The organism is Microbacterium sp. F51-2R, from assembly GCF_052180235.1.
Taxonomy (GTDB): Bacteria; Actinomycetota; Actinomycetes; order Actinomycetales; family Microbacteriaceae; genus Microbacterium.
The window spans coordinates 120,513-142,948 of the sequence record NZ_CP197470.1 but is presented as its reverse complement, the minus strand read 5'-3'; the positions used below and the strand labels follow the sequence as shown (position 1 = coordinate 142,948).

At 70.7% G+C, this 22,436-nt stretch carries 19 protein-coding genes; 12 read left to right on the top strand and 7 right to left on the bottom strand.

The window, feature by feature from the left end; genetic code table 11:
- Nucleotides 1–13: 13 nt before the first annotated feature.
- On the bottom strand, nucleotides 14–1,387 hold the full coding sequence (lpdA, locus tag ACSBPH_RS00685; RefSeq protein ID WP_442575709.1) for a dihydrolipoyl dehydrogenase: 1,374 nt from the start codon (nucleotides 1,385–1,387) through the stop codon (nucleotides 14–16).
- Nucleotides 1,384–2,862, bottom strand: a complete 1,479-nt coding sequence (locus ACSBPH_RS00680; protein ID WP_442575708.1) for a leucyl aminopeptidase — start codon at nucleotides 2,860–2,862, stop codon at nucleotides 1,384–1,386. The genes lpdA and ACSBPH_RS00680 overlap by 4 nt, the downstream gene beginning before the upstream one ends.
- 82 nt (nucleotides 2,863–2,944) lie before the next feature.
- Between ACSBPH_RS00680 and ACSBPH_RS00675 the strand changes: the two genes are divergently transcribed.
- The 3 genes from ACSBPH_RS00675 to ACSBPH_RS00665 all read left to right on the top strand — a co-directional run bounded on the left by ACSBPH_RS00675 (nucleotide 2,945) and on the right by ACSBPH_RS00665 (nucleotide 6,149).
- Complete coding sequence (locus tag ACSBPH_RS00675; protein ID WP_442575707.1) at nucleotides 2,945–3,862, top strand: proteasome assembly chaperone family protein; 918 nt, start codon at nucleotides 2,945–2,947, stop codon at nucleotides 3,860–3,862.
- 215 nt (nucleotides 3,863–4,077) lie between these two features.
- The gene (locus tag ACSBPH_RS00670) at nucleotides 4,078–5,454 is read left to right on the top strand and encodes an RNA polymerase sigma factor (protein ID WP_442575706.1); all 1,377 of its coding nucleotides are present in this window, start codon (nucleotides 4,078–4,080) and stop codon (nucleotides 5,452–5,454) included.
- Nucleotides 5,451–6,149 carry a coenzyme F420-0:L-glutamate ligase gene (locus ACSBPH_RS00665; protein ID WP_442575705.1) on the top strand — a complete coding sequence of 233 codons (699 nt, stop codon included), beginning with the start codon at nucleotides 5,451–5,453 and terminating at the stop codon, nucleotides 6,147–6,149. The genes ACSBPH_RS00670 and ACSBPH_RS00665 overlap by 4 nt, the downstream gene beginning before the upstream one ends.
- Before the next feature lie 106 nt (nucleotides 6,150–6,255).
- On the opposite strand, the gene ACSBPH_RS00660 is transcribed toward ACSBPH_RS00665, so the two are convergent.
- Nucleotides 6,256–7,278 (bottom strand): sugar-transfer associated ATP-grasp domain-containing protein, encoded by a 1,023-nt coding sequence (locus ACSBPH_RS00660; protein WP_442575704.1) that lies wholly within the window; start codon nucleotides 7,276–7,278, stop codon nucleotides 6,256–6,258.
- A 46-nt stretch (nucleotides 7,279–7,324) separates the two neighbouring features.
- Between ACSBPH_RS00660 and ACSBPH_RS00655 the strand changes: the two genes are divergently transcribed.
- Nucleotides 7,325–8,047: an alanine racemase gene (locus ACSBPH_RS00655; protein ID WP_442575703.1), complete on the top strand. Its 723-nt coding sequence runs from the start codon at nucleotides 7,325–7,327 to the stop codon at nucleotides 8,045–8,047.
- Nucleotides 8,044–9,090 carry an alanine racemase gene (locus ACSBPH_RS00650; protein WP_442575702.1) on the top strand — a complete coding sequence of 349 codons (1,047 nt, stop codon included), beginning with the start codon at nucleotides 8,044–8,046 and terminating at the stop codon, nucleotides 9,088–9,090. Before ACSBPH_RS00655 ends, ACSBPH_RS00650 begins: the two co-directional genes overlap by 4 nt.
- Before the next feature lie 66 nt (nucleotides 9,091–9,156).
- Here ACSBPH_RS00650 and ACSBPH_RS00645 read toward each other — a convergent pair whose 3' ends face one another.
- Nucleotides 9,157–9,375, bottom strand: coding sequence for a DUF7455 domain-containing protein (locus ACSBPH_RS00645; RefSeq protein WP_442575701.1), 219 nt, complete (start codon nucleotides 9,373–9,375; stop codon nucleotides 9,157–9,159).
- 175 nt (nucleotides 9,376–9,550) lie between these two features.
- Between ACSBPH_RS00645 and ACSBPH_RS00640 the strand changes: the two genes are divergently transcribed.
- Nucleotides 9,551–11,626, top strand: a complete 2,076-nt coding sequence (locus ACSBPH_RS00640) for a DNA gyrase/topoisomerase IV subunit B (protein WP_442575700.1) — start codon at nucleotides 9,551–9,553, stop codon at nucleotides 11,624–11,626.
- A gap of 71 nt (nucleotides 11,627–11,697) precedes the next feature.
- Here ACSBPH_RS00640 and ACSBPH_RS00635 read toward each other — a convergent pair whose 3' ends face one another.
- Nucleotides 11,698–14,157 (bottom strand): DNA gyrase/topoisomerase IV subunit A, encoded by a 2,460-nt coding sequence (locus ACSBPH_RS00635; RefSeq protein ID WP_442575699.1) that lies wholly within the window; start codon nucleotides 14,155–14,157, stop codon nucleotides 11,698–11,700.
- A gap of 79 nt (nucleotides 14,158–14,236) precedes the next feature.
- On the opposite strand from ACSBPH_RS00635, the gene ACSBPH_RS00630 reads away from it, so the two are divergent.
- A complete protein-coding gene (locus tag ACSBPH_RS00630) occupies nucleotides 14,237–15,364 on the top strand; it encodes an alkaline phosphatase family protein (RefSeq protein ID WP_442575698.1) in 1,128 nt (375 codons plus the stop codon).
- A 15-nt stretch (nucleotides 15,365–15,379) separates the two neighbouring features.
- Here the strand turns inward: ACSBPH_RS00630 and sepH are convergent, their stop codons facing one another.
- Nucleotides 15,380–16,417, bottom strand: a complete 1,038-nt coding sequence (gene sepH, locus ACSBPH_RS00625) for a septation protein SepH (protein ID WP_442575697.1) — start codon at nucleotides 16,415–16,417, stop codon at nucleotides 15,380–15,382.
- A gap of 213 nt (nucleotides 16,418–16,630) precedes the next feature.
- On the opposite strand from sepH, the gene ACSBPH_RS00620 reads away from it, so the two are divergent.
- The gene (locus ACSBPH_RS00620) at nucleotides 16,631–16,924 is read left to right on the top strand and encodes a DUF4193 domain-containing protein (RefSeq protein ID WP_442575696.1); all 294 of its coding nucleotides are present in this window, start codon (nucleotides 16,631–16,633) and stop codon (nucleotides 16,922–16,924) included.
- Here ACSBPH_RS00620 and ACSBPH_RS00615 read toward each other — a convergent pair.
- The gene (locus ACSBPH_RS00615) at nucleotides 16,899–17,399 is read right to left on the bottom strand and encodes a DUF3093 domain-containing protein (RefSeq protein ID WP_442575695.1); all 501 of its coding nucleotides are present in this window, start codon (nucleotides 17,397–17,399) and stop codon (nucleotides 16,899–16,901) included. The two genes, ACSBPH_RS00620 and ACSBPH_RS00615, sit on opposite strands and share 26 nt — an antisense overlap.
- Nucleotides 17,400–17,411: 12 nt before the next feature.
- Here ACSBPH_RS00615 and dut point away from each other — a divergent pair, with 12 nt between their 5' ends.
- The 4 genes from dut (at nucleotide 17,412) to acnA (ending at nucleotide 22,364) form a co-directional block, all read left to right on the top strand.
- On the top strand, nucleotides 17,412–17,858 hold the full coding sequence (gene dut, locus ACSBPH_RS00610) for a dUTP diphosphatase (protein ID WP_442575694.1): 447 nt from the start codon (nucleotides 17,412–17,414) through the stop codon (nucleotides 17,856–17,858).
- Nucleotides 17,859–17,933: 75 nt separating this feature from the next.
- A complete protein-coding gene (locus tag ACSBPH_RS00605) occupies nucleotides 17,934–18,557 on the top strand; it encodes a DUF3710 domain-containing protein (RefSeq protein ID WP_442575693.1) in 624 nt (207 codons plus the stop codon).
- Entirely contained in the window at nucleotides 18,554–19,399 is an 846-nt protein-coding gene (locus tag ACSBPH_RS00600) for a DUF3159 domain-containing protein (RefSeq protein ID WP_442575692.1), read from the top strand. Before ACSBPH_RS00605 ends, ACSBPH_RS00600 begins: the two co-directional genes overlap by 4 nt.
- Before the next feature lie 136 nt (nucleotides 19,400–19,535).
- Nucleotides 19,536–22,364: an aconitate hydratase AcnA gene (gene acnA / locus ACSBPH_RS00595; protein WP_442575691.1), complete on the top strand. Its 2,829-nt coding sequence runs from the start codon at nucleotides 19,536–19,538 to the stop codon at nucleotides 22,362–22,364.
- Nucleotides 22,365–22,436 lie beyond the last annotated feature (72 nt).

Below are 22,436 nucleotides of genomic sequence, written 5' to 3'. Positions count from 1 at the left end.
CGCGCGTCGGCGTTCACAGAGTGTGCAGCGGCTTGCCCGCGAGCGCCAGGAAGGCCTCGCCGAGCGCCTCGCTCTGCGTCGGGTGCGCGTGGACGAACGGAGCGACGTCTTCGGGGTGCGCCTCCCAGCCCACTGCGAGCTGGCCTTCGGTGATCAGCTCGCCCACGCGGTCGCCGATCATGTGCACGCCGACGACGGGGCCGTCCTTCTGGCGCACGACCTTCACGACGCCCGACGTGCCGAGGATCTCGCTCTTGCCGTTGCCCGCGAGGTTGTACTCGTACGACACGATCGAGTCGGCGCCGTGCGCTTCGGCGGCCTTCGCCTCGGTGAGCCCGACCGACGCGACCTCCGGGTGCGAATACGTCACTCGTGGGACCTGCACGTCGGGCACGAGCACGGGAGCCAGGCCCGCGATCTCCTCCGCGACGAAGATGCCCTGCTGGAAGCCGCGGTGCGCGAGCTGCAGACCCGGGACGATGTCGCCGACGGCCCACACGTGATCCACCGAGGTGCGAAGCCGGTCGTCCGTGAGGACGAAGCCGCGGTCCGTCGTGACGCCCGCCTCCTCGAAACCGAGGCCCGCGGTGGCGGGTCCGCGTCCGACGGCGACGAGGAGGTAGTCGGCCTCGAACGTCTTGCCGTCCTCGAGCGTCACGGTGACGGCATCCGACGTCTGCGACGCGCTCGCGAACCGCACGCCGAGCGAGTAGGCGATGCCGCGCTTGCGGAACGCCCGCTCGAGCCCCTTGCTGAGCGCCACGTCTTCGACGGGAACGAGATGGTCCAGCGCCTCGACGATGGTGACGTCGGCGCCGAAGGAGCGCCAGACGCTCGCGAACTCGACGCCGATGACGCCGCCGCCGAGCACGATGACCGAGCGGGGCACCTCGGTGAGCTCGAGCGCCTGCTCGCTCGTCAGGATGCGTCCGCCGATCTCGAGACCGGGGAGCGTGCGGCTGTAGGAGCCCGTCGCGAGGACGACGTCGGCGCCGACGTAGCGGTCGTCGCCGACCCGAACGGCGCGGTCGGCGTCGAGTCGGCCCTCGCCGTGGACGACGGTGATCCCGCGCGCCTTCACGAGCCCCTCGAGGCCCTTGTACTTCTTCGCGACGATCCCCTCGCGGTACGCGCGGACGCCGTCGGGGTCGATCGCCTCGAAGGAGGCGCGCACGCCGAAGGATGCCGACTCCCGCACGTTGTCGGCGATCTCGGCCGCGTGCAGGAGGGCCTTCGTCGGGATGCAGCCGCGGTGCAGGCACGTGCCGCCGACCTTGTCCTTCTCGACGAGGGCGACGGACTTGCCGAGCTCGGCGGCGCGGAGCGCCGCGGCGTAGCCGCCGCTTCCGCCGCCCAGCACCACGATGTCGAAGCTGTGGTCGGTCATCGTCCGGCCTCCTCGTCGATGAAGCGGATGAGCGACCGGACGGTCGCCGCGGTGGGGCCCTTGTCGGTGAAGCCGAAGGGACCGCCCTTGTTCATGCCGACGCCCGCGATGTCGAGATGCACCCACGGGATGCGCCCCGCGTCGTCGGCGTCCGACGTGCGTCCGACGAAACGGCGGAGGAAGAGCCCTGCGAACAGCGACCCGCCCGCGGGGTCGCCCACCTTCGCGTTGACGAGGTCGGCGATGGGGGAGTCCAGCTCGTCGTTCATGTGCTCCGGCAGCGGGAGCTGCCAGGCGAGTTCGCCGGTCGCGGCGGACGCCGCGAGATAGCGCGCGACGGCGTCGTCGTCGCCCATCACGCCGGCGTGGCGCGTGCCGAGCGCGATCGTGATGGCGCCGGTGAGGGTCGCGATGTCGACGAGGACATCGGGGTGCTCGCGGCTGGCCGCGACGAGACCGTCGGCGAGCACCAGGCGGCCCTCGGCATCCGTGTTGAGCACTTCGACCGTGGAGCCGTCGAGAAGTCGCAGCACGTCGCCCGGGCGGGTCGCGCGCCCGGAGGGCATGTTGTCGGCGATGCACAGCCACGCCGAGACGCGGACGGGAAGGCCGAGGGTCGCCGCCGCGCGCAGCACGGCGAGGGCCGTCGCGGCGCCGCACATGTCGTACTTCATGCCGACCATGCCCGCAGGCGGCTTGAGCGACAGACCGCCCGTGTCGAAGGTGATGCCCTTGCCGACGAGCGCGATGTGGCGGGCGGCGCCCTCCGGCGCGTAGTCGAGCCGCACGAGACGCGGCGGCCGGTCGGAGCCCTGCCCGACGCCCAGGATCCCGCCGTAGCCGCCCTCCGCGAGGGCTGCTTCGTCGAGCACCTCGACGGTGACGGGGAGCCTCTCGACCGACGCCGCCGCCCGCTCGGCGAAGTCGGCGGGTCCGAGCCACTCGGCGGGGATCGAGACGAGGTCCTTGACGAGGGCGACCGCGTCGGCGACGGCCGTCACGGCGGCCACCGACTCATCGTCGACCTCGGCCGTGCCGTGGAGGCGCACGCGCGAGGCGCGGGCCTTGGGCGCCTCCGTCTTGTAGCCGTCGAAGCGGTAGCCGCCGAGCGCCGCGCCCTCGGCGGCGGCGCCCCACAGCGCCTCGTCGGCGGCGGGAGCGGCGACGGCGACGGTCGCGAAGCCGGTGAGGGTGCGGATGCCTGCGCCGACCGCGTCGCGGAGGGCCGCGGCATCCGGATCCGAACCCGTGCCGACGACCGCGAGCGGGAGGCTCGTCGACTCGGGGGCGAAGGCCCGCTGGTAAGAGCCGACGGCGCCGGTGAAGCCCGTGGCCAGGAGCGCGTCGCGCAGGCCCGGCCAGTCGTCGAGCCCCGGGGAGTCGCCCTTGTCGAGCGGGGGGAGCGCCAGGAGGATGGCGTCTGCGTCGGATTCTCGGATCGGTGCGGGCGAGTACTCGAGCTCGGGGAACGACATCCCACCATCCTAGGATCCGCTGTTCGCTGTCAGCGGGACGACCTCGACCCGGTCGGGCGGACGCGGCTCGTAGCATGGATCCATGCCCTTGTCCGCGCCCCTGTTCGAGCGTGCCGCGTCGGCCCCGCCGGTGCCTACGGGGCTTCCCCTCGTCATCGCGCTGACCGGATTCACCGATGCCGGAAGCGCTGTCAGCGGGCTCGTCGACTACGTGCGCGACGAGCTCGACCCGAGTCCCCTCGCGGTGTACTCGAACGACGTCCTCCTCGACTACCGCGCGCGGCGGCCGATCATCTCGTTCGACCAGGACCACCTGACCGACTACCGCCCGCCGCGGCTCGAGCTCTCGCTCGCCCACGATGCGATCGGTCAGCCCTTCCTGGTGCTCGCCGGCTACGAGCCCGACTTCGCGTGGGACGCGTTCGCGGCGACCGTCGTCGACTTCGCCGAGACCCTCGCGGTGTCGACGGTGACCTGGGTGCACGCGATCCCGATGCCCGTCCCGCACACGCGTCCCATCGGGACGACGGTCAGCGGCACGCGCGCCGAGCTGACGGAGGCCCACTCCGTGTGGAAGCCGCACACGCAGGTGCCGGCGACGGCGGGCCACCTCCTCGAGTACCGCCTCGCGCAGCAGGGCTTCGCGATCGCGGGCTTCGTCCTCCTCGTGCCGCACTACCTCGGCGACACCGAGTACCCCGCGGCGACCCTCGCCGGCCTCGACAGCATCGCGGCGGCGACGGGACTCGTCTTCAGCGGCGACGACCTGCGCGAGCAGAACCGCGAGTACCTCACGAAGGTCGACGAGCAGATGACGGGCAGCGAAGAGCTCTCGCGCATGCTCGAGGGCCTCGAAGAGCGCTACGACGCCTACATGGCAGGCTCGACGCTCGCGACGCCCATCATCCACACGGGCGATCTGCCCAGTGCCGACGAGCTCGCCGCCGAGCTCGAGCGCTTCCTCGCGACGCGCCCGGGCGACGAGGACAAGCGCCCCTGACGCGGGAATGACGGCCGCCTCGCGCGCGTTGATATCAGCAGAGTCCCCTTCCGCCCTTGACAGAGCGGTGAGTGTGAGACAATAGATGACCTGACCCGTTGTCAACCCTTTTCCTGAGGTGATCTCAGAGATCCGGGGACTTGACAAGGGTCTTACTAGTGTCCGAAATCGATCGGGGGGCGCCGCACGCAGCGCCCGCCGATGAAAGGCGAAACGTGACCTCGAGCACGAAGACCACACCTCGATCCCGAGCAACGCAGGACACCGAGGCAGAGACCCCCGTCGAGGAGGTCGAGAAGAAGCCCGCCGCCAAGCGCGCGCCGGCCAAGACGGCCGCCAAGACGGCACCGAAGGCCAAGGCTCCCGCGAAGGCGAGCAAGGCCAAGGCGAAGGACGACGACGAGGAGATCGACGACGACGTCGAGCTCGACGCCGACGACGAGCTCGATGCCGATGACGTCGAGTCCGAGGACGACTCCGACGACGACAGCGCGACCACTCCGGCCGCGCGTGCGAAGAAGCCCGCGGTGACGGATGCCGAGGCCGCCGACGACGAGGACGAAGAGGAAGAGGGCAAGACCGCCCCCGTCTTCACCGAGCCCCTCCCGACCGGTGCGATCGTCATCTCGTCCAGCGACGAGGACGACATCCCCGTCTACTCGACGCAGATCACCGGCGCCACAGCCGACCCGGTCAAGGACTACCTCAAGCAGATCGGCAAGGTGCCGCTGCTGAACGCGGCCGAAGAGGTCGAGCTCGCGATGCGCATCGAGGCGGGCTTGTTCGCCGAGGAGAAGCTGTCGCACATGACGGCGGCCGAGAAGTCGTCGCAGCTGGGACTCGACCTGCAGTGGGTCGCCCGCGACGGCCAGCGCGCCAAGTCGCACCTCCTCGGCGCGAACCTCCGCCTCGTCGTCTCGCTCGCCAAGCGCTACACGGGCCGCGGCATGCAGTTCCTGGACCTCATCCAGGAGGGCAACCTCGGTCTCATCCGCGCCGTCGAGAAGTTCGACTACACCAAGGGCTTCAAGTTCTCGACCTACGCGACGTGGTGGATCCGCCAGGCCATCACGCGCGCCATGGCCGACCAGGCGCGCACCATCCGCATCCCGGTCCACATGGTCGAGGTCATCAACAAGCTCGCGCGCGTGCAGCGTCAGATGCTGCAGGACCTCGGTCGTGAGCCCACGCCCGAGGAGCTCAGCCGCGAGCTCGACATGACGCCCGAGAAGGTCATCGAGGTGCAGAAGTACGGCCGCGAGCCGATCTCGCTGCACACCCCGCTCGGCGAGGACGGCGACAGCGAGTTCGGCGACCTGATCGAAGACACCGAGGCGGTCGTCCCGGCCGACGCCGTGGGCTTCACGATGCTGCAGCGTCAGCTCGAGTCGCTCCTGGACTCCCTGTCCGAACGCGAGGCGGGCGTCATCCGCATGCGCTTCGGCCTCGGCGACGGTCAGCCCAAGACGCTCGACCAGATCGGCGACACGTTCGGGGTCACGCGCGAGCGCATCCGCCAGATCGAGTCCAAGACGATGGCGAAGCTGCGGCATCCGTCCCGTTCGCAGTCCCTGCGGGACTACCTCGAATGAGCGCCGAGGCCAACGCCGGCAAGGCGCTGACCGTCGACCTCGAGGGCACGACCTTCGCACGCATCCCGATCAGGACGCGCGTCGTCATGCCCGGGGACGACCTCGACGCGTTCGTGCTCGAATACGCGAAAGATCTCGTGCAGCCCGGTGACATCCTCTTCGTGACGGAGAAGATCGTCGCGATCACGCAGGGCCGCTCGTACCCGGTCGACTCCATCACGCCCCGCCGGCTCGCGCGCTTCCTGTCGAAGTTCGTGGTGAAGACGCCGTACGGCATCGGCCTGGGCATGCCCGAGACGATGGAGATGGCGCTGCGCGAGTGCGGCACGATCCGCATCCTGTTCGCGGCCGGTGTCTCCGCCGTCACGAAGGCGTTCGGACGCAAGGGCGACTTCTACCGGATCGCCGGTGACAAGGCCCGCTCGATCGACGGTCCGACCAGCGGCACGATCCCGCCGTACAACAAGGCCGTCGTGCTCGGTCCCGAGCGCCCGCGCGAGGTCGCGGCCCACCTCAAGGGCCTCATCGGCGGGGGAGTCGAAGTGGCCGTCGTCGACATCAACGACATCGGCGGCAACATCCTCGGCTCGACCCTCCTCAAGGTGCGTGAGAACCAGCTCGTCGCGATCCTCCGCGACAACCCTCTCGGACAGGGTCATCAGTCCACGCCGCTCGGCATCGTCCGCCCGGCCTAGGCGTCCTGCGACGAAGGCCCCCGGCATCCCTCCCCGCACGATCGGACGGATGCCGGGGGCCTTCGTCCTGCGGTGAGGGTCGTCCGGCGGGGCCGGCGCTCCCGCCTCAGAAGCCGATGGCGGCGCGGTAGCGCGGCTTGTGGCCCGTGCGGATGCCCGTCGCGGACGGCTTGTTCTCGTAGACGCCCGCGGCCCAGTTGCCCTCCACGAGCACGGGGCCGGTGGGGGTGACGACGATGTCCCACCCGACGTACTGCACCTGCGGAACCACCCGGGCCACGCGATCGACGAAGGCGGTGACCTCGTCCATGAGCGGGAGCTGGAAGTCGGGGATCCGCACCCCCGACTCGGGGTGGAACTCGTGGATGTGGCCGTGCGAGTCGTACCCCTTGCCCTGCGAGCGGCCCTCGTCGTCGAGCATCGTGTAGAAGCCGCCGTACGTCATCTGGTCGCTCACGGCGCCGCGCCCGAACTTCTGGGCGATCGCGAGGATGTGCGTCTTCTCGCCGTCGAAGAACGCCGTGACGCGCGTCGTGTTGACCGTGCCGGGGCAGACCGCGGCGAGGTCGTCGTGCTGCACGATGACCTCCTCGATCAGGAGCTCGCCGCGTTCGAGGAGGCCGCGGTGGAAGCCCTCCCAGTCCTCGATCTCGGCGGCGTGGTAGCGGTGCACCCCGGTTCCCGCCTGCCCCACGGGCTCCTTCGTGACGATCGTGCCGTGGCGCTCGGCGAAGCCGCGCACGGCGTCGGCGTTGCCCTCTTCGACGACCATCCATTCGCGGTGCAGGTGCTCGCTGAAGACGCGGTCGAAGGCGACCTTGTCCTGGAAGATGTGCCGGAAGTCGGGGTGGTCGTACTTCTGCGACAGCTGGTTCGACACCGGGTGGGTCATGTACGTCGCCCGCTCGGCCTTCGTGAGCATCGCGAAGTCGTAGTCGATGTAGTCCTGGAAGCCGACGTTCTTGAAGCCCGCCTGCCACAGCATGTCGGCGACGATGCGCGGCCGCCACCGGTCGTGCTCCTCCGACGCCTCCTTGGCACGCTCGAGCACCGACCCGAAGTCGATGCGGCGGGCGCGTCCGGCAAGGTAGCGAAGGCGGGGCGCGAGGCCGAGGCCCTTCGAAGGCATGCGTTCTCCAGGTTCGGGGTCGGGGGACCTCGATAGTCTAGACGGCGTGTTTCAGGCGGACGGGATGACGGCAGCCGGGCTCCGGCGGAGCGCCCCCGTCGCGACGATCGACCACGGCGCGCTCCGCGCGAACGTCGAGGCCCTCCTCGTGCGCGGGGACGGCGGCTACAGCGTCGCGGATCTGCGTCACGACGCGTGGGGCCACGGGGTCCTCCCCGTCGCCCGCACGCTCGAGGCGGCCGGGGTCGACGCGGTCGTCGTCGACGCCCTCGACATCGACCGCGTCGCCCGGGAGGCGGCGGGCATCGCGGTGACCTCGGCCGGCGTGCCGACCCTCGATCCTGGCGCGGTGTACGGGCTGCCGGGGTCGGACGGCGAACCGGTGCTGCGGCTGTCGGGGTTCGTGCTGCTCACGAAAGACCTCCGGGCGGGGGAAGGCGTCTCGTACGGGTTCACCCACCGCGCCGAGTCCGACACCCGTATCGCCCTCGTCGCGGGCGGCTACGCGCAGGGAGTCGTCCGGGGGCTCGGCAACCGGGCGTCGGTGTCGATCGGCGGCACGCCGTGCCGCATCGTCGGGCGCGTCGCGATGGATGTGTGCGTCGTCGAGATCGGTGGGACGCGCGCCGAGCGCGGCGACGAGGTCGCCTTCTTCGGCGCCGCCGGCGAGGGTCCGGGCCTCGCCGACTGGGTCGCCGCGACCGGTTTCACCGCGGCAGAGCTCGTGACAGCCGTCGGGCTGCGGGCGCAGCGGGAGCACACGGCATGACCGCCGTGCTGCACGTCGACCCCGCGGCGTTCGCCGCGAACCTCGCCGAGATCCGTCGCCGGATCGCTCCCGCCGATCACATGCTCGTCGTGAAGGACGACGCCTACGGGCACGGGCTCGAGCGCATCGTGTCGCTCGCATGGGCCGAGGGCGTGCGCTGGTTCGGCGCCTTCGACGTGCGGACGGGCCGGGCCGTACGGGCGGAGGTCGGCCCCGACGCCCGCATCTTCGTGTGGATCGTGGCGACCCTCGGCGAGGCGCAGGCCGCCGTCGCCGCCGACCTCGATATCGGAGTCGGCGACAGCGTGCTGCTCGAGGACGCCGCCGCCGCAGCCGGGACGGCGCGGGTGCATCTCAAGATCGACACCGGCCTGCACCGCAACGGCGTGCGGCCCGAGGAGTGGCCGGCGTTCGCCGCGCGCGCCGCCGAACTCGAGCGCAGCGGCGCGATCGAGGTCGTCGGCATCTGGAGCCACATCGCCGAGGCCTCCGACGCGGAGGACGACGAGGCCCGGCGCGTGTACGAAGAGGCCGTCCGCATCGCGCGGGACGCCGGGCTCCGGCCGCAACTGCGCCACCTCGCGGCCTCCGCGGCAGGCTTCGCGCGACCGGAGTTCCGCTACGACCTGGTGCGCATCGGCGCCTTCGCGTACGGCATCCGGCCGGCGGGAGGGCCGTCGGAGGCCGAGCTCGGCATCCGTCCCGTGTCGAGTCTTCGGGCGCGCGTGACGCACGTGGATGCGGATGCCGTGCGGATCGGGGTGGGTGCGCTCGACGGGCTGCCCTCCACCCTCGCGGGCCGCCTGACGATCCAGACGCCTGCGGGCCACCGGACCCTTCAGGAGATCGGCGGGGAGGAGAGCACCGTCGCGGGCTGGGAGAATGCGGCTGTCGGCGACGGGGTCGTCGTGCTCGGCGCCGGAGCGCCCATGAGCGTCACCGATGCCGCGGAGCGGATCGGAACCATCGGGGAAGAGATCGCCTTGCGCGTCGCGCCGACGATCGCGCGGGAGTACCGCGCCGACTCACGCCGTGCCGACTGAGGCGGTGCAGCCCGAGCCAGGGCAACCCGAGCCCGCGCGAACCGGGTTCGCGCGGGGGACTGAGGCTCAGTCGCTCAGGCGAGCCGTCTCGTCGTGCCACGCCGTGGCGATGGAGCGGAGCTTCTCTTCGTACTTGCGCCCGTGGTGGGCGCAGAACAGCAGCTCACTGCCGTTGACCTCGGCGGCGATGTACGCCTGAGCGCCGCACGAGTCGCAGCGGTCCATCGCGGTGAGGCGGTACTCGAGGACGGAACCCGGCTCGGTAGGGGTCGAAAGCGTGTTCATCGCGGTGCCTCCTCTGTACGGTGTCACTCTTGGTCGCCGCTTGTGCGGGTCCATAGATATAACCACGCGGTTCTCGGGAGAATGCCGGGATGCCTGAACATTTCGCTCAGCGCGTACGGCCGGCCCGCGGGGCCGTGTCTGTGCAAGCCGGCGTCGGGCCCCCCGGATACGCTTGATGTTTGTGACCGCCGAGTATTCCGCCCACCATCTCCAGGTCCTGGAGGGCCTCGAAGCGGTCCGCAAACGCCCTGGCATGTACATCGGCTCGACCGATTCGCGGGGCCTCATGCACTGCCTCTGGGAGATCATCGACAACTCCGTAGACGAGGCACTCGCCGGCAACGGCACCCGTATCGAGATCGTCCTGCACCCCGACGGCAGCGTCGAGGTGCGCGACCAGGGCCGCGGCATCCCCGTCGACATCGAACCGCGCACCGGCCTGTCGGGCGTCGAGGTGGTCTTCACCAAGCTCCACGCGGGCGGCAAGTTCGGCGGCGGCTCGTACGCCGCGTCCGGCGGCCTGCACGGTGTCGGGGCATCCGTCGTCAACGCGCTCTCGGAGCGCCTCGACGTGGAGGTCGACCGCGGCGGCAAGACCTGGGCGATGTCGTTCCACCGCGGCGAGCCCGGAAAGTTCGCCGGGCCGAGTCCGGATGCCGCGTTCACGCCGTTCGACAAGAGCTCCGAGCTGCGCGTCGCCGGCCGGGCGCCCAAGGGCGTCACCGGCACTCGCATCCGGTATTGGGCCGACCGGCAGATCTTCACGAAAGACGCGACCTTCGCCCTCGACGAGCTCGAGCAGCGCGCCCGTCAGACGGCGTTCCTCGTGCCCGGTCTCGAGATCGTCATCCGCGACGAGCGCGAGGACGGCCGCAACGAGACGATGTTCCGCTTCGACGGCGGCATCTCGGAGTTCGCCGAGTTCCTCGCACCGGACGCGCCGATCACCGACACCTGGCGCCTCACCGGTTCGGGCACGTTCACCGAGACGGTGCCCGTCCTGCAACCGAGCGGCGCCATGGTGCCGACCGAGGTCGAGCGCGTGTGCGAGGTCGACATCGCGGTGCGGTGGGGAACCGGCTACGACACCGTCGGCCGCTCCTTCGTCAACATCATCGCGACCCCCAAAGGCGGCACGCACCAGCAGGGCTTCGAGCTCGGTCTCATGAAGATCCTCCGCGCCCAGGTCGAGCAGAACGCCCGGCGCCTGAAGGTCGGCAACGACAAGCTCGAGAAGGACGACATCCTCGCGGGCCTCACCACCGTCCTCACCGTCCGCCTCCCCGAACCGCAGTTCGAAGGCCAGACGAAGGAGGTGCTCGGCACGCCCGCCGTGCGCCAGATCGTCGCCAACGTCGTGTCGCGGGAGCTGACCGCCAAGTTCGCCTCGACCAAGCGCGACGACAAGAACCAGACGGCGCTCCTCCTCGACAAGATCGTCTCCGAGATGAAGGCGCGCATCTCGGCGCGCACCCACAAGGAGACGCAGCGGCGAAAGAACGCGCTGGAGTCGTCGTCGCTGCCCGCGAAGCTCGCGGACTGCCGCACGAACGACGTCGCCGAGTCGGAGCTGTTCATCGTCGAGGGCGACTCGGCCCTCGGCACCGCGAAGCATGCGCGCAACAGCGAGTACCAGGCCCTCCTGCCCATCCGCGGCAAGATCCTCAACGTGCAGAAGGCCTCGATCAGCGACATGCTCGGCAACGCCGAGTGCGCGTCGATCATCCAGGTCATCGGTGCCGGCTCGGGCCGCTCGTTCGACATCGAGCAGGCGCGCTACGGCAAGGTCATCCTCATGAGCGACGCCGACGTCGACGGCGCGCACATCCGCACGCTGCTGCTCACTCTCTTCTTCCGCTACATGCGCCCGCTCATCGAAGAGGGCCGCGTGTTCGCCGCGGTCCCGCCGCTGCACCGCGTCGTCGTCATGAACCCCGGCTCCAAGCCGAACGAGACGATCTACACGTACAGCGAGCAGGAGCTCCATGGCCTGCTGGCCAAGCTCTCGAAGGCGGGAAAGCGCTGGCAGGAGCCCGTGCAGCGCTACAAGGGGCTCGGCGAGATGGACGCGGAGCAGCTCGCGACGACGACGATGGATCGCGCCGGGCGCACCCTGCGGCGCGTACGGCTCGCGGATGCCGAGGCCGTGGCATCCGTCTTCGAACTGCTCATGGGCAACGAGGTGGCGCCCCGCCGCGAGTTCATCGTGAGCTCGAGCGACCGCCTCTCGCGCGAGTCGATCGACGCCTGACCGGAGCCCGCGCCAGCGGACGGCGGTGCCGAGGGCGCCTACGACGCCGCCCGGACGTCGTAGCCGCTGCCTCAGCGGACGGCGGTGCCGAGGGCGCCCACGACGCCGTCGAGGGGCTGGCCCGAGGCATCCCGCTTCGCACCGCCCGGCGGTAGCGTGCGGGTCGCGCCGTCCGCACCGACGGCCCGCGGCTCGACGCCCACCCACGCGTGCGTGAGGGTGTCTTCGCCCTTGAGGAAGCGCTGCGCGCGCACGCCGCCCGTGCCGCGGCCCTTCGCGGGGAACTCCGAGAAGTCGGAGACCTTGGCCGATCCCGCATCGGCGCCGGCGATGGCCTGCGTGCTGCCCGAGATCGTCACGACGACGGCGTCGAAGACCGTGCCGCCCACGACCCCGAAGTAAACGACCCGCTCGCCGTCGGCGACGCGGACACCCGCCATGCCGCCCGCCGCACGCCCCTGGGGGCGCACCGAGTCGGCGTCGAAGCGCAGCAGCTGGGCGTCGGAGACGACGAAGACGAGCTCGGCGCCGTCGGGCGCCGGCGCCGCGCCGACGACCCGGTCGCCGTCTTTGAGGGCGATGATCTCGATGTCGTGCTTCGTGCCGAGCTCGGTCGCCGAGACGCGCTTGACGATGCCCTGAGCCGTTCCGAGCGCGATGGGCGGCGCGTCGACGAGCGGCACGAGCCCCACGACATGCTCGCCCGAGGCGAGGCCGAGGTACTGGTCGGCGCGGGTGCCCGCGGCCAGCTGCACGGAGTTCCCCGGCACGGACGGGAGGTCGACGGGGGAGAAGCGCACGAGGCGCCCCGCCGACGTGACCGCCGCGAGGTCGCCGCGCGTCGTGGTGTCGACCGACGAGCGGACGGCGTCGTGCTTGGACCGTCGCGTCGGCGTCACGATGCCGCCGTTGGGGGCATCGGGGGCGACTTCGGCCCGGACCATGCGCCCCGTCGCCGAGAGGAAGACCCGGCACGGAGCATCCGCGATCTGCAGATCGGGCGCCGAGGCCGCGGCGCGTGAGCGCGGCGCGACGGGACCGCCGTTGAGGAGCAGCGTGCGGCGGGGCGTGCCGTAGGTCTCGGCCGCGGCATCCAGTTCCCGTGCCACCTGCGCCCGCAGGAGGACTTCGCTCGAGAGCAGCTCTTCGAGCTCGGCGATCTCGGCGCGCAGCTTGTCGCGCTCGGCCTCGAGCTCGATGCGGGAGAACTTGGTGAGCCGGCGCAGCCGCAGCTCGAGGATGTACTCGGCCTGCAGCTCCGACAGGTCGAAGACGTCCATGAGGCGCGACCGGGCGGCCTCGCCGTCGTCGGACGAGCGGATGACCTGGATGACCTCGTCGATGTCGAGGATCGCGATGAGGAGGCCGTCGACGAGGTGCAGGCGCTCCTTGCGGCGCGCGAGGCGGTAGGCGCTGCGACGCGTGACGACCTCGATGCGGTGGTCGAGGTAGACGCGGAGGAGCTCCCGCAGGCCGAGGGTCTGCGGCTGGCCCGCGACGAGCGCGACGTTGTTGATGCCGAACGAGTCCTCGAGGGGAGTCAGCCGGTAGAGGTGCTCGAGCACCGCCTGCGGGTCGAACCCCGTCTTGATGCCGATGACGAGCCGCAGTCCGTTGTGCCGATCGGTGAGGTCGGTGACGTCGGAGATGCCCTGGAGCTTCTTGGACTGGACGGCGTCCTTGATCTTCTCGATGATCCGCTCGGGACCGACGAGGTACGGCAGCTCCGTCACGACTAGGCCCGTACGGCGCGGGCCGAGGGGCTCGATCGAGACCTTCGCGCGCGTGCGGAACGAGCCGCGGCCGGTGCGGTAGGCGTCCTTGATGCCGTCGAGCCCGACGATGACCCCGCCCGAGGGGAGGTCGGGTCCGGGGACGAACTCCATGAGCTCTTCCAGCGTCGCCTCGGGGTTGTCGAGCAGGTGGGTGGCGGCGCCCACGACCTCGATGAGGTTGTGCGGGGCCATGTTCGTGGCCATGCCGACGGCGATGCCCGTCGCTCCGTTGACGAGGAGGTTGGGAAACGCGGCGGGCAGCACGGCGGGCTGCTGGAACTGCCCGTCGTAGTTGGGGATGAAGTCGACGACGTCTTCGTCGAGGTTCTCGGTCAGCGCGAGGGCCGCGGGGGCCAGGCGCGCCTCGGTGTAGCGGGGAGCGGCGGGCCCATCGTCGAGCGAGCCGAAGTTGCCGTGACCGTCGACGAGCGGCACGCGCAGCGAGAACGGCTGGGCCAGACGCACGAGCGCGTCGTAGATCGGGGCGTCGCCGTGGGGGTGGAGCTTTCCCATGACCTCGCCGACGACGCGCGCGCTCTTGACGTGACCGCGGTCGGGGCGCAGGCCCATGTCGGCCATCTGGAAGAGGATGCGCCGCTGGACGGGCTTCAGTCCGTCGCGGGCATCGGGCAGCGCGCGCGAGTAGATGACCGAGTAGGCGTACTCGAGGAACGATCCCTGCATCTCGACGGCGACATCGATGTCTTCGATGCGGCCGTGCTCGGCAGGGGAGGAATCGGTGCGTGATGCGGGCATGACGATGTGGCCTCAGGGACGGAGGGCCGGCGCGGGGTGTCCGGCCGGGGCCACTCGCCGGTGTGCGAGACTGGCCCGGATGACCCTCAGCCTACCGGCGGAGCCGCCGCGAGCCCGGAGCCTCACCCGTGTCGTGCCCGAGGTGCTCGCGGCTCTCCGCGGGGGAGGAGAGTGGTTCGCCCCCGCGACGAGCGCGATCCTGCTCGTCGTCGACGGCCTCGGCGCCCGCAACCTCGCCGCCCGCGCGGGCCATGCGCGCTTCCTCGCCGAGGTGGGAGGGCGCAAGGATGTCGCGCGCTCCGTCTTCCCGTCGACCACGGCCGCCGCGCTCACATCGCTCATGACCGGCGTCGATCCCGGCCGGCACGGGCTGGTCGGGTACCGCGTGCGCATCCCCGGCACCGACCTCGCGCCGAACCAGCTGAAGGGCTGGGAGACCGACGGCCTGGACCCCCTCACGTGGCAGCGCGCGCAGCCGCTGTTCGAGCGGGAGGCGGCGGCCGGCCGGCCGTGCTTCGTCGTGTCGCGCGCCAAGTTCGCCGGCTCGGGGTTCACGACGGCGATCCTGCGCGGCGCCGAGTTCGTCGCCGCGAAGAACCCCGCCGAGGGCGCCGGCATCGCCGCCGACCTCGCGGCGCGGCATCCGGGCGCCCTCGTCTACCTGTACGTCCCCGAGCTCGACGGCCTCGCCCACCAGAAGGGCTGGGAGTCCGACGAGTGGGCCTTCGGCCTGGAGGCGGTGGATGCCGCGGCCCGCGCGCTCGCGGGCGGCCTCCGGCCCGGGGTGGGCGCCCTCCTCACCGCCGACCACGGCATGATCGACGTCCCCCGGCACCGGCACGTGCTGCTGACCGAGGGCGACGGCCTGGTCGACGACGTGCGGGTCATCGGCGGCGAGCCACGGATGCTGCACCTCTACGCCGAGGCCGGGCGCGAGGCATCCGTCCTCCAGGCGTGGCGCGAGTCCGAAGCCGGCAGGTCGTGGATCCTGTCACGCGACGAGGCGATCGAGGCCGGCGTCTTCGGCGCGGTCGACCCGGAGGTGCGCGAGCGCATCGGCGATGTCGTGGTCGCCGCCCGGTCGGGCATCGCGTACTACGACGACCGGCTCGACGACAAGGGTCCGCAGAACATGGTGGGCCAGCACGGCTCGCTGACCGACGAGGAGCGGACCGTGCCGCTCATCCGCCTGGGTGCGTTCGCCTGACCCGAGGGCGTTCGCCTAGTCGTCGCCGCGCGCGCCCGCGCCGAAGACGATCTCGTCCCACGAGGGCATCGAGGTGCGGCCCTTGCGCCGGCCCGACGCCTCGGCGGCGACGGGGCGATCCGGCTCGTACGCGTCTTCGGGGGACGGCGGGGGAGACTCCTCGTATCCGGGCTCGAGCGCGTCGAAGAGCGCGACGGGGCTCGACGACCGCGTGATCTCGTCGGTTCCGGGGAGCGGCTCGCGCTGGCCCCGACGACGGCGGAGCGCCTCGAGGAGGTCGGCGGTCTCGGGTGAGGTCGCGGAGGGCTCGTCGGCGCGCTTGATCGCGGCCTGCTGCACCGCCTGCGACGTCGGCGGAGGGAAGTCGGGCGATTCGAGGTCTGCCTCGGGCTCGGGAAGGCGGCGGGGACCGAAAGCGCCGCTGTCGAAGCGCGAGTCGTCCTTCAGGGGATTGACCTCGAGGGCGCGCAGTCGCGGGATGAGCCCCTCCGGGAGCGACCCCTGACGCGACAGCTGGATGGCGTCGGGATTGAGCGGCGACAGCGTCGAACGCCTCGGCTCGAAGCCCCAGCGGGCGTCGTGGTCGATCTCGGCCGCGGTGAACTCGAGCTTGACGATCCAGCCGGTCGGCTCTTTCCAGCTCGTCCAGCGCTCGCCCGAGGCGCCCGCCTCGGCGAGCTTGGCGCGGACGGCCGTCCCGAAGGTCGGGTGCGTGTCGCCGTCGAGATCGTTCCCGAGCAGCACCGGCACCGCGAGCGCCTGACCGACGATGTGCTCGCGCTCGGCGAGCACAGGACCCTCGAAGCGCTGGATGTCCTCCACGCGCGCCCCGAGGAGGCTCGCGACCTCTTCGGCGGACATTCCGGCGCGGATGTGCGACTGGATCTCGCGGGGGCTCGGGCGCACGATCCGATCGTCGCCTTCGCGTTCACGACGCGCGCGGCGCAGTTCGGCGCGCAGCACATCGTCGATGGCGAGCGAGAATCGCTCACCGGACTCGGTGGCCAGGACGATGGTCTCGTCCTCGGTTCCGATGACTTTGAGCTGTTCCATGCGAACGCCCTCTCCCATCCAGCCGTGTCAGGCCATGCTCGCATGCCGAGGGAGGGGCGGCCGGGAATAACCCGGGCGCGCCGCGAGTTTGACGATCACGCACGACGGAAGCCTCGAAGGGGCGCATTTGCGAAATGACCTGCCGTCATGCAAACTATCGCCGCCCACACGGGCATGCGAACCCGAGATTTCCGGAAGTAGAGACGTTCACGCATGGCTACGGATTACGACGCCCCCCGCAAGACCGAGGACGACAGCGAGTCGATCGAGGCGCTCAAGGAGCGGGTTCCCGACAAGATGTCGGGGTCGGTGGATGTCGAGGATGCCGACAACCCGTCGGGTTTCGAACTGCCCGGCGCCGACCTCTCCGACCTCGAGCTCGACGTCGTGGTGCTTCCCCCTCAGGAGGACGAGTTCACGTGTTCGAACTGCTTCCTGGTGAAGCACCGCTCGCAGCTCGACCACGACACCGCCGACGGGCCTATCTGCTCGGAGTGCGCCGCCTGACCTGATCACGGCGGATGGCCGCCGCGAGGCGGTCGGGAGTACGGGACGACACCACCCAAGTCGGGGTGGGGTCGTCCTCGTCCGTCACGGGGACGACCACGACGCCGTCGATCCCGCCGCGGATGACGTGCCACGACTTCGGATCGAGGGCGGGACCGCGCGCCGTGCGGGCCTCTTCGCCCGTGAGCGCGACGGGCGTGCCGAGGAGCTCGACGGGGATCCGCGCGCGGCCGGCTCGCAGCATCCCGCCCTCCACGGCGACGACCGGCGACCACACGATCAGGAGCGACACGAAGAGCACCCCGACGGCGACTCCCGCGATGAGCGAGACTGTCGTGTTGATCGGCGCGAAGACGAGGGCCGCCATGGGCGCCACGACTGCGGCGCTCACGAGCACCCACAGGGACGGACTGAGTCGTTCTCGGAAGCCGCCGGGAGCCTGGGCCGGGGCGCTTCTGGCTGCTGTCTTCTGCATTACCCTCGTTGAGTGACCGAAACCGTGGACGTCCTCATTATCGCGCCCGACGTTCCGAGCTACGCTCACCCGGGTGACGCCGGCGCCGATCTGATCTCGGCCGAAGACGTCCGCCTCGAGCCCGGACAGCGTGCCCTCGTCGGCACCGGAGTGCGCATCGCACTGCCCGAGGGCTATGCCGCGTTCGTCGTGCCCCGCAGCGGCCTGGCTGCCAAGCACGGCATCACGGTCGTCAATTCGCCCGGCACCGTCGACGCCGGCTACCGCGGCGAGATCAAGGTCACCCTGCTGAACACCGACGCCGAGAACGCCTACGACATCGGCAAGGGCGACCGGATCGCCCAGCTCATCGTGATGCCCGTGCCGCGCGCGCGATTCATCCCCGTCGAGAAGCTCCCCGAGAGCCCCCGCGGCGAGGGCGGGTTCGGCTCCACGGGCTATCAAGGGCCCACGGCATAGTCGCCGCCGAGTGTCGGCGAGTACTCGCGGGGGCATTCCCGCGACCGAACAAGACGAAGAGAACGGAGTCCTGGCATGACTGACGCCACTCCCGGTGAGACCCCCGAGACCGCGGACGAGGCCGTCCCCGGCAAGGCGGCACTCGGCGACCGGGCCGAGACCGGCCCGTTCGACGAGTCCGAGGCGAACCCGGTTCGCCCCTACATCGACCTCGGCGGGATCAAGATCCTCCCGCGCGAGGGGCTCAACCTCCGCCTCGAGGTCGAGGAGCAGACCAAGCGCATCGTGGCCGTCGGCCTCGACTACGCCGAGTCGACCCTGCAGGTGCAGCCGTTCGCGGCGCCCCGCTCGGCGGGGCTCTGGGACGAGACGCGCGAGCAGATCCGTCAGCAGATCCGTCAGCAGGGCGGCCGCGTCGAGGAGCGCGAGGGCCCGCTCGGCCCCGAGCTCCTGGCCGAGGTGCCGGTCATCGCGGGCCCCGACGGCACGGCGGGCAAGCGCCTCGCGCGCTTCGTCGGAGTCGACGGGCCACGCTGGTTCCTCCGCGGCGTCATCGGGGGAGCGGCGACGGGTGACGTGGATGCCGCGGCCAAGGTCGAAGACCTCTTCCGGTCGATCGTGGTCGTCCGCGGCGGCTCGCCGATGCCCCCGCGCGACCTCATTCCGCTGAAGATGCCGGCGACGCCGGGCACGGCATGACCGACGACCGTCGCGACGCGGCGAAGGCCGAGGCATCCGTCGACCCTTCCGCCGTCCCGGCGGACGAGAAGGCCGTTCCCGCGAACGAGGCGAAGGTCCCCGCGACTGAGACCGACGAGCGCGGCGAGCCGTCGACCTCGGCCTTGCTCGGCGCCGCACTCGGCGGCGCCGCGCGCCGCGCAGGCCTCGACCCCTCGGCCGAGGCGACGACGGGTCACGTCGTGTGGCGCGCGATGGGCGGCTGGCGCGGCGTCCTCGAGTCGGTCCTCCCCTCGCTCGCGTTCCTGATCATCTACACCGTCGGGAAGGAGCTCCTGCCGGCGCTCCTGGTGTCGGTCGGGATCGCCGTCGTCTTCACCGCCGTGCGCCTCATCATGCGCCAGCCCGCCTCGGCCGCGATCGGCGGACTGGTCGCGACGGGCGCCGCCGCGGCGCTCGCGCTGTGGACCGGCCGCGCGGAAGACAACTTCATCTGGGGATTTCTCACCAACGGCATCTACGGGAGCGCCTTCCTGGTATCGGCGCTCGTCGGCTGGCCCCTCATCGGTCTCGCCGTCGGCTTCCTGATGAACGAAGGCACGAAGTGGCGCACCGATCCGCGCAAGCGCCGCGTCTTCTTCTGGCTCTCGATCGCGTGGGCGGGGCTGTTCGCCCTGCGCCTCGCGGTGCAGCTCCCGCTCTACTTCGGGGCCAGCGCCGCCGTCGAGGGTTCGCCCGAGCAGATCCAGCTCGCGAGCGCCCTCGCGACGACGAAGCTCATCATGGGCCTGCCGCTGTTCGCACCGCTCGTGGCGGTCACGTGGCTCGCCGTGCGCGCGCTCTACCCTCGCCCTACGGAGTGATACATTTATCTCGATATCGAGATAAATTCCTCGCCCGCGGGGCTTAGGCGATCCTCACTAGCCGAGGCATCCCGCGAGGGGGAGGATGGGATCTCGGGCTTCGCGCCCGATCCCGCCGCCGACGAAGGAGCCAGACGTGTCCACGGTTGACAGCTTCGGTGCGAAGAGCACCCTGACGGTCGGCAGCACCGACTACGAGATCTTCCGCATCGACACGGTGCCCGGCTACGACAAGCTCCCGTTCAGCCTCAAGGTGCTGCTCGAGAACCTGCTGCGCACCGAGGACGGCGCGAACGTCACGAAGCAGCAGATCGAGGCGCTCGGATCGTGGGATGCCGCGGCCGAGCCCGACACCGAGATCCAGTTCACGCCCGCCCGCGTGGTGATGCAGGACTTCACCGGCGTCCCCTGCATCGTCGACCTCGCCACGATGCGCGAGGCCGTCACGGCCCTGGGCGGCGACCCCAAGCGGATCAACCCGCTGTCGCCGGCCGAGATGGTCATCGACCACTCGGTCATCGCCGACCTCTTCGGCACCGCGAACGCCCTCGAGCGCAACGTCGAGATCGAGTACGAGCGCAACGGCGAGCGGTACCAGTTCCTGCGCTGGGGCCAGACGGCGTTCGACGACTTCAAGGTCGTCCCCCCGGGCACCGGCATCGTGCACCAGGTGAACATCGAGCACCTCGCCAAGGTCATCTACGACCGCACCGTCGGGGGCGTCCTGCGTGCCTACCCCGACACGTGCGTCGGCACCGACTCGCACACCACGATGGTCAACGGCCTCGGCGTGCTCGGCTGGGGCGTCGGCGGCATCGAGGCCGAGGCCGCGATGCTCGGCCAGCCCGTCTCGATGCTCATCCCGCGCGTCGTCGGCTTCAAGCTCACCGGGTCGATCCCGGCCGGTGTCACGGCCACCGACGTCGTGCTGACGATCACCGACATGCTGCGCAAGCACGGCGTCGTCGGCAAGTTCGTCGAGTTCTACGGCGAGGGCGTCGCGTCGGTGCCGCTGGCGAACCGCGCGACGATCGGCAACATGAGCCCCGAGTTCGGCTCGACCGCCGCCATGTTCCCCATCGACGACGTGACGGTGGAGTACCTGCGCCTCACGGGCCGCAGCGAGGAGCAGCTCGCCCTCGTCGAGGCCTACGCGAAGGAGCAGCACCTCTGGCACGACCCGTCGCGCGAGCCCGTCTTCAGCGAGTACATGGAGCTCGACCTCTCCACCGTCGTGCCCTCCATCGCCGGCCCCAAGCGCCCGCAGGACCGCATCGTGCTCTCGCACGCCAAGGAGCAGTTCGAGCAGGACCTGACGAACTACGCGGATGTCGAGCACGACCTCGTCGACCTCGAGATCTCGGAGTCGTTCCCCGCGTCCGACCCGCCGGCCAACACGCCCGAGTCCGAGCACAGCGGGCACTTCCACCTGCACCACTCGCACGCGCCGAAGTCGGCCTCCAAGCCCACGCCCGTCACGCTCGCCGACGGCGAGTCGTTCACGCTCGACCACGGCGCGGTCACGATCGCGGCGATCACGTCGTGCACGAACACGTCGAACCCCTCGGTCATGCTCGCGGCGGGTCTCTTGGCGCGGAACGCCGTCAAGAAGGGCCTCAAGGCCAAGCCGTGGGTCAAGACCACGCTGGCCCCGGGCTCGAAGGTCGTCACCGACTACTACGAGAAGGCCGGCCTGACGAAGGACCTCGAGGATCTCGGCTTCTACACCGTGGGCTACGGCTGCACGACGTGCATCGGCAACTCCGGACCGCTCATCGAGGAGGTCTCGGCGGCGGTCAACGAGAACGACCTCGCCGTCACGGCGGTGCTCTCGGGTAACCGCAACTTCGAGGGCCGCATCAACCCCGACGTCAAGATGAACTACCTCGCCAGCCCGCCGCTGGTGATCGCGTACTCGCTGGCCGGAACCATGAACTTCGACTTCGAGACCGACCCCCTCGGCAAGGACTCCGACGGCAACGACGTCTTCCTGAAGGACATCTGGCCCGACGCCCGCGAGGTGCAGGCCACGATCGATTCGTCGATCAACAAGGAGATGTTCACCAAGCAGTACGCGACGGTGTTCGCCGGTGACGAGCGCTGGCGCAACCTGCCCACGCCGACCGGTGACGTGTTCGAGTGGGACGAGTCCTCGACGTACGTGCGCAAGCCCCCGTACTTCGACGGCATGACGATCGAGCTCACCCCCGTCGCCGACATCACGGGCGCCCGCGTCCTCGCGACCCTCGGCGACTCGGTCACCACAGACCACATCAGCCCGGCGGGCAATATCAAGGCCGACAGCCCGGCGGGTCGGTACCTCGCCGAGCACGGCGTGGACCGCAAGGACTTCAACTCCTACGGCTCGCGCCGCGGCAACCACGAGGTCATGATCCGCGGCACGTTCGCGAACATCCGCCTGAAGAACCTCCTCGTCCGCGCCGTCAACGGCGGCAGCGTCGTCGAGGGCGGCTACACGCGCGACTTCACGCAGGAGGGCGGCCCGCAGGCGTTCATCTACGACGCGAGCCAGAACTACCAGGCGGCCGGCACGCCGCTGGTGATCTTCGGCGGCAAGGAGTACGGCTCCGGCTCGTCGCGCGACTGGGCGGCCAAGGGCACGAGCCTCCTCGGGGTCAAGGCGGTCATCACCGAGAGCTTCGAGCGCATCCACCGCTCGAACCTCATCGGCATGGGCGTCGTCCCGCTGCAGTTCCCGGCGGGCTCGACGTGGGAGTCGCTCGGTCTCGACGGCACCGAGATCGTCTCGATCTCGGGTCTCGAGCAGCTCAACGAGGGCGTGACCCCCAAGACGGTGCACGTCACCGCCGCGCCGAGCGAGTTCTCCGAGCCCGGCAAGCAGACCGTCGAGTTCGACGCCGTGGTCCGCATCGACACCCCCGGTGAGGCCGACTACTACCGCAACGGCGGCATCCTGCAGTACGTCCTCCGCTCGCTCGTCTGAGCGACCGCCGCCTCGGAAGGCCCCGCGAGCCACCGGCTCCGGGGCCTTCCCGGCTTCGTCGCCGAGACGAGA

Excerpts from the sequence above, each read along its gene's own strand:
- lpdA (WP_442575709.1), bottom strand. The coding sequence starts at position 1,387 with ATGACCGACCACAGCTTCGACATCGTGGTGCTGGGCGGCGGAAGCGGC.
- ACSBPH_RS00680 (WP_442575708.1), bottom strand. The coding sequence starts at position 2,862 with ATGTCGTTCCCCGAGCTCGAGTACTCGCCCGCACCGATCCGAGAATCC.
- ACSBPH_RS00675 (WP_442575707.1), top strand. The coding sequence starts at position 2,945 with ATGCCCTTGTCCGCGCCCCTGTTCGAGCGTGCCGCGTCGGCCCCGCCG.
- ACSBPH_RS00665 (WP_442575705.1), top strand. The coding sequence starts at position 5,451 with ATGAGCGCCGAGGCCAACGCCGGCAAGGCGCTGACCGTCGACCTCGAG.
- ACSBPH_RS00660 (WP_442575704.1), bottom strand. The coding sequence starts at position 7,278 with ATGCCTTCGAAGGGCCTCGGCCTCGCGCCCCGCCTTCGCTACCTTGCC.
- ACSBPH_RS00650 (WP_442575702.1), top strand. The coding sequence starts at position 8,044 with ATGACCGCCGTGCTGCACGTCGACCCCGCGGCGTTCGCCGCGAACCTC.
- ACSBPH_RS00645 (WP_442575701.1), bottom strand. The coding sequence starts at position 9,375 with ATGAACACGCTTTCGACCCCTACCGAGCCGGGTTCCGTCCTCGAGTAC.
- ACSBPH_RS00640 (WP_442575700.1), top strand. The coding sequence starts at position 9,551 with ATGTTTGTGACCGCCGAGTATTCCGCCCACCATCTCCAGGTCCTGGAG.
- ACSBPH_RS00635 (WP_442575699.1), bottom strand. The coding sequence starts at position 14,157 with ATGCCCGCATCACGCACCGATTCCTCCCCTGCCGAGCACGGCCGCATC.
- ACSBPH_RS00630 (WP_442575698.1), top strand. The coding sequence starts at position 14,237 with ATGACCCTCAGCCTACCGGCGGAGCCGCCGCGAGCCCGGAGCCTCACC.
- sepH (WP_442575697.1), bottom strand. The coding sequence starts at position 16,417 with ATGGAACAGCTCAAAGTCATCGGAACCGAGGACGAGACCATCGTCCTG.
- ACSBPH_RS00620 (WP_442575696.1), top strand. The coding sequence starts at position 16,631 with ATGGCTACGGATTACGACGCCCCCCGCAAGACCGAGGACGACAGCGAG.
- ACSBPH_RS00615 (WP_442575695.1), bottom strand. The coding sequence starts at position 17,399 with ATGCAGAAGACAGCAGCCAGAAGCGCCCCGGCCCAGGCTCCCGGCGGC.
- ACSBPH_RS00605 (WP_442575693.1), top strand. The coding sequence starts at position 17,934 with ATGACTGACGCCACTCCCGGTGAGACCCCCGAGACCGCGGACGAGGCC.
- ACSBPH_RS00600 (WP_442575692.1), top strand. The coding sequence starts at position 18,554 with ATGACCGACGACCGTCGCGACGCGGCGAAGGCCGAGGCATCCGTCGAC.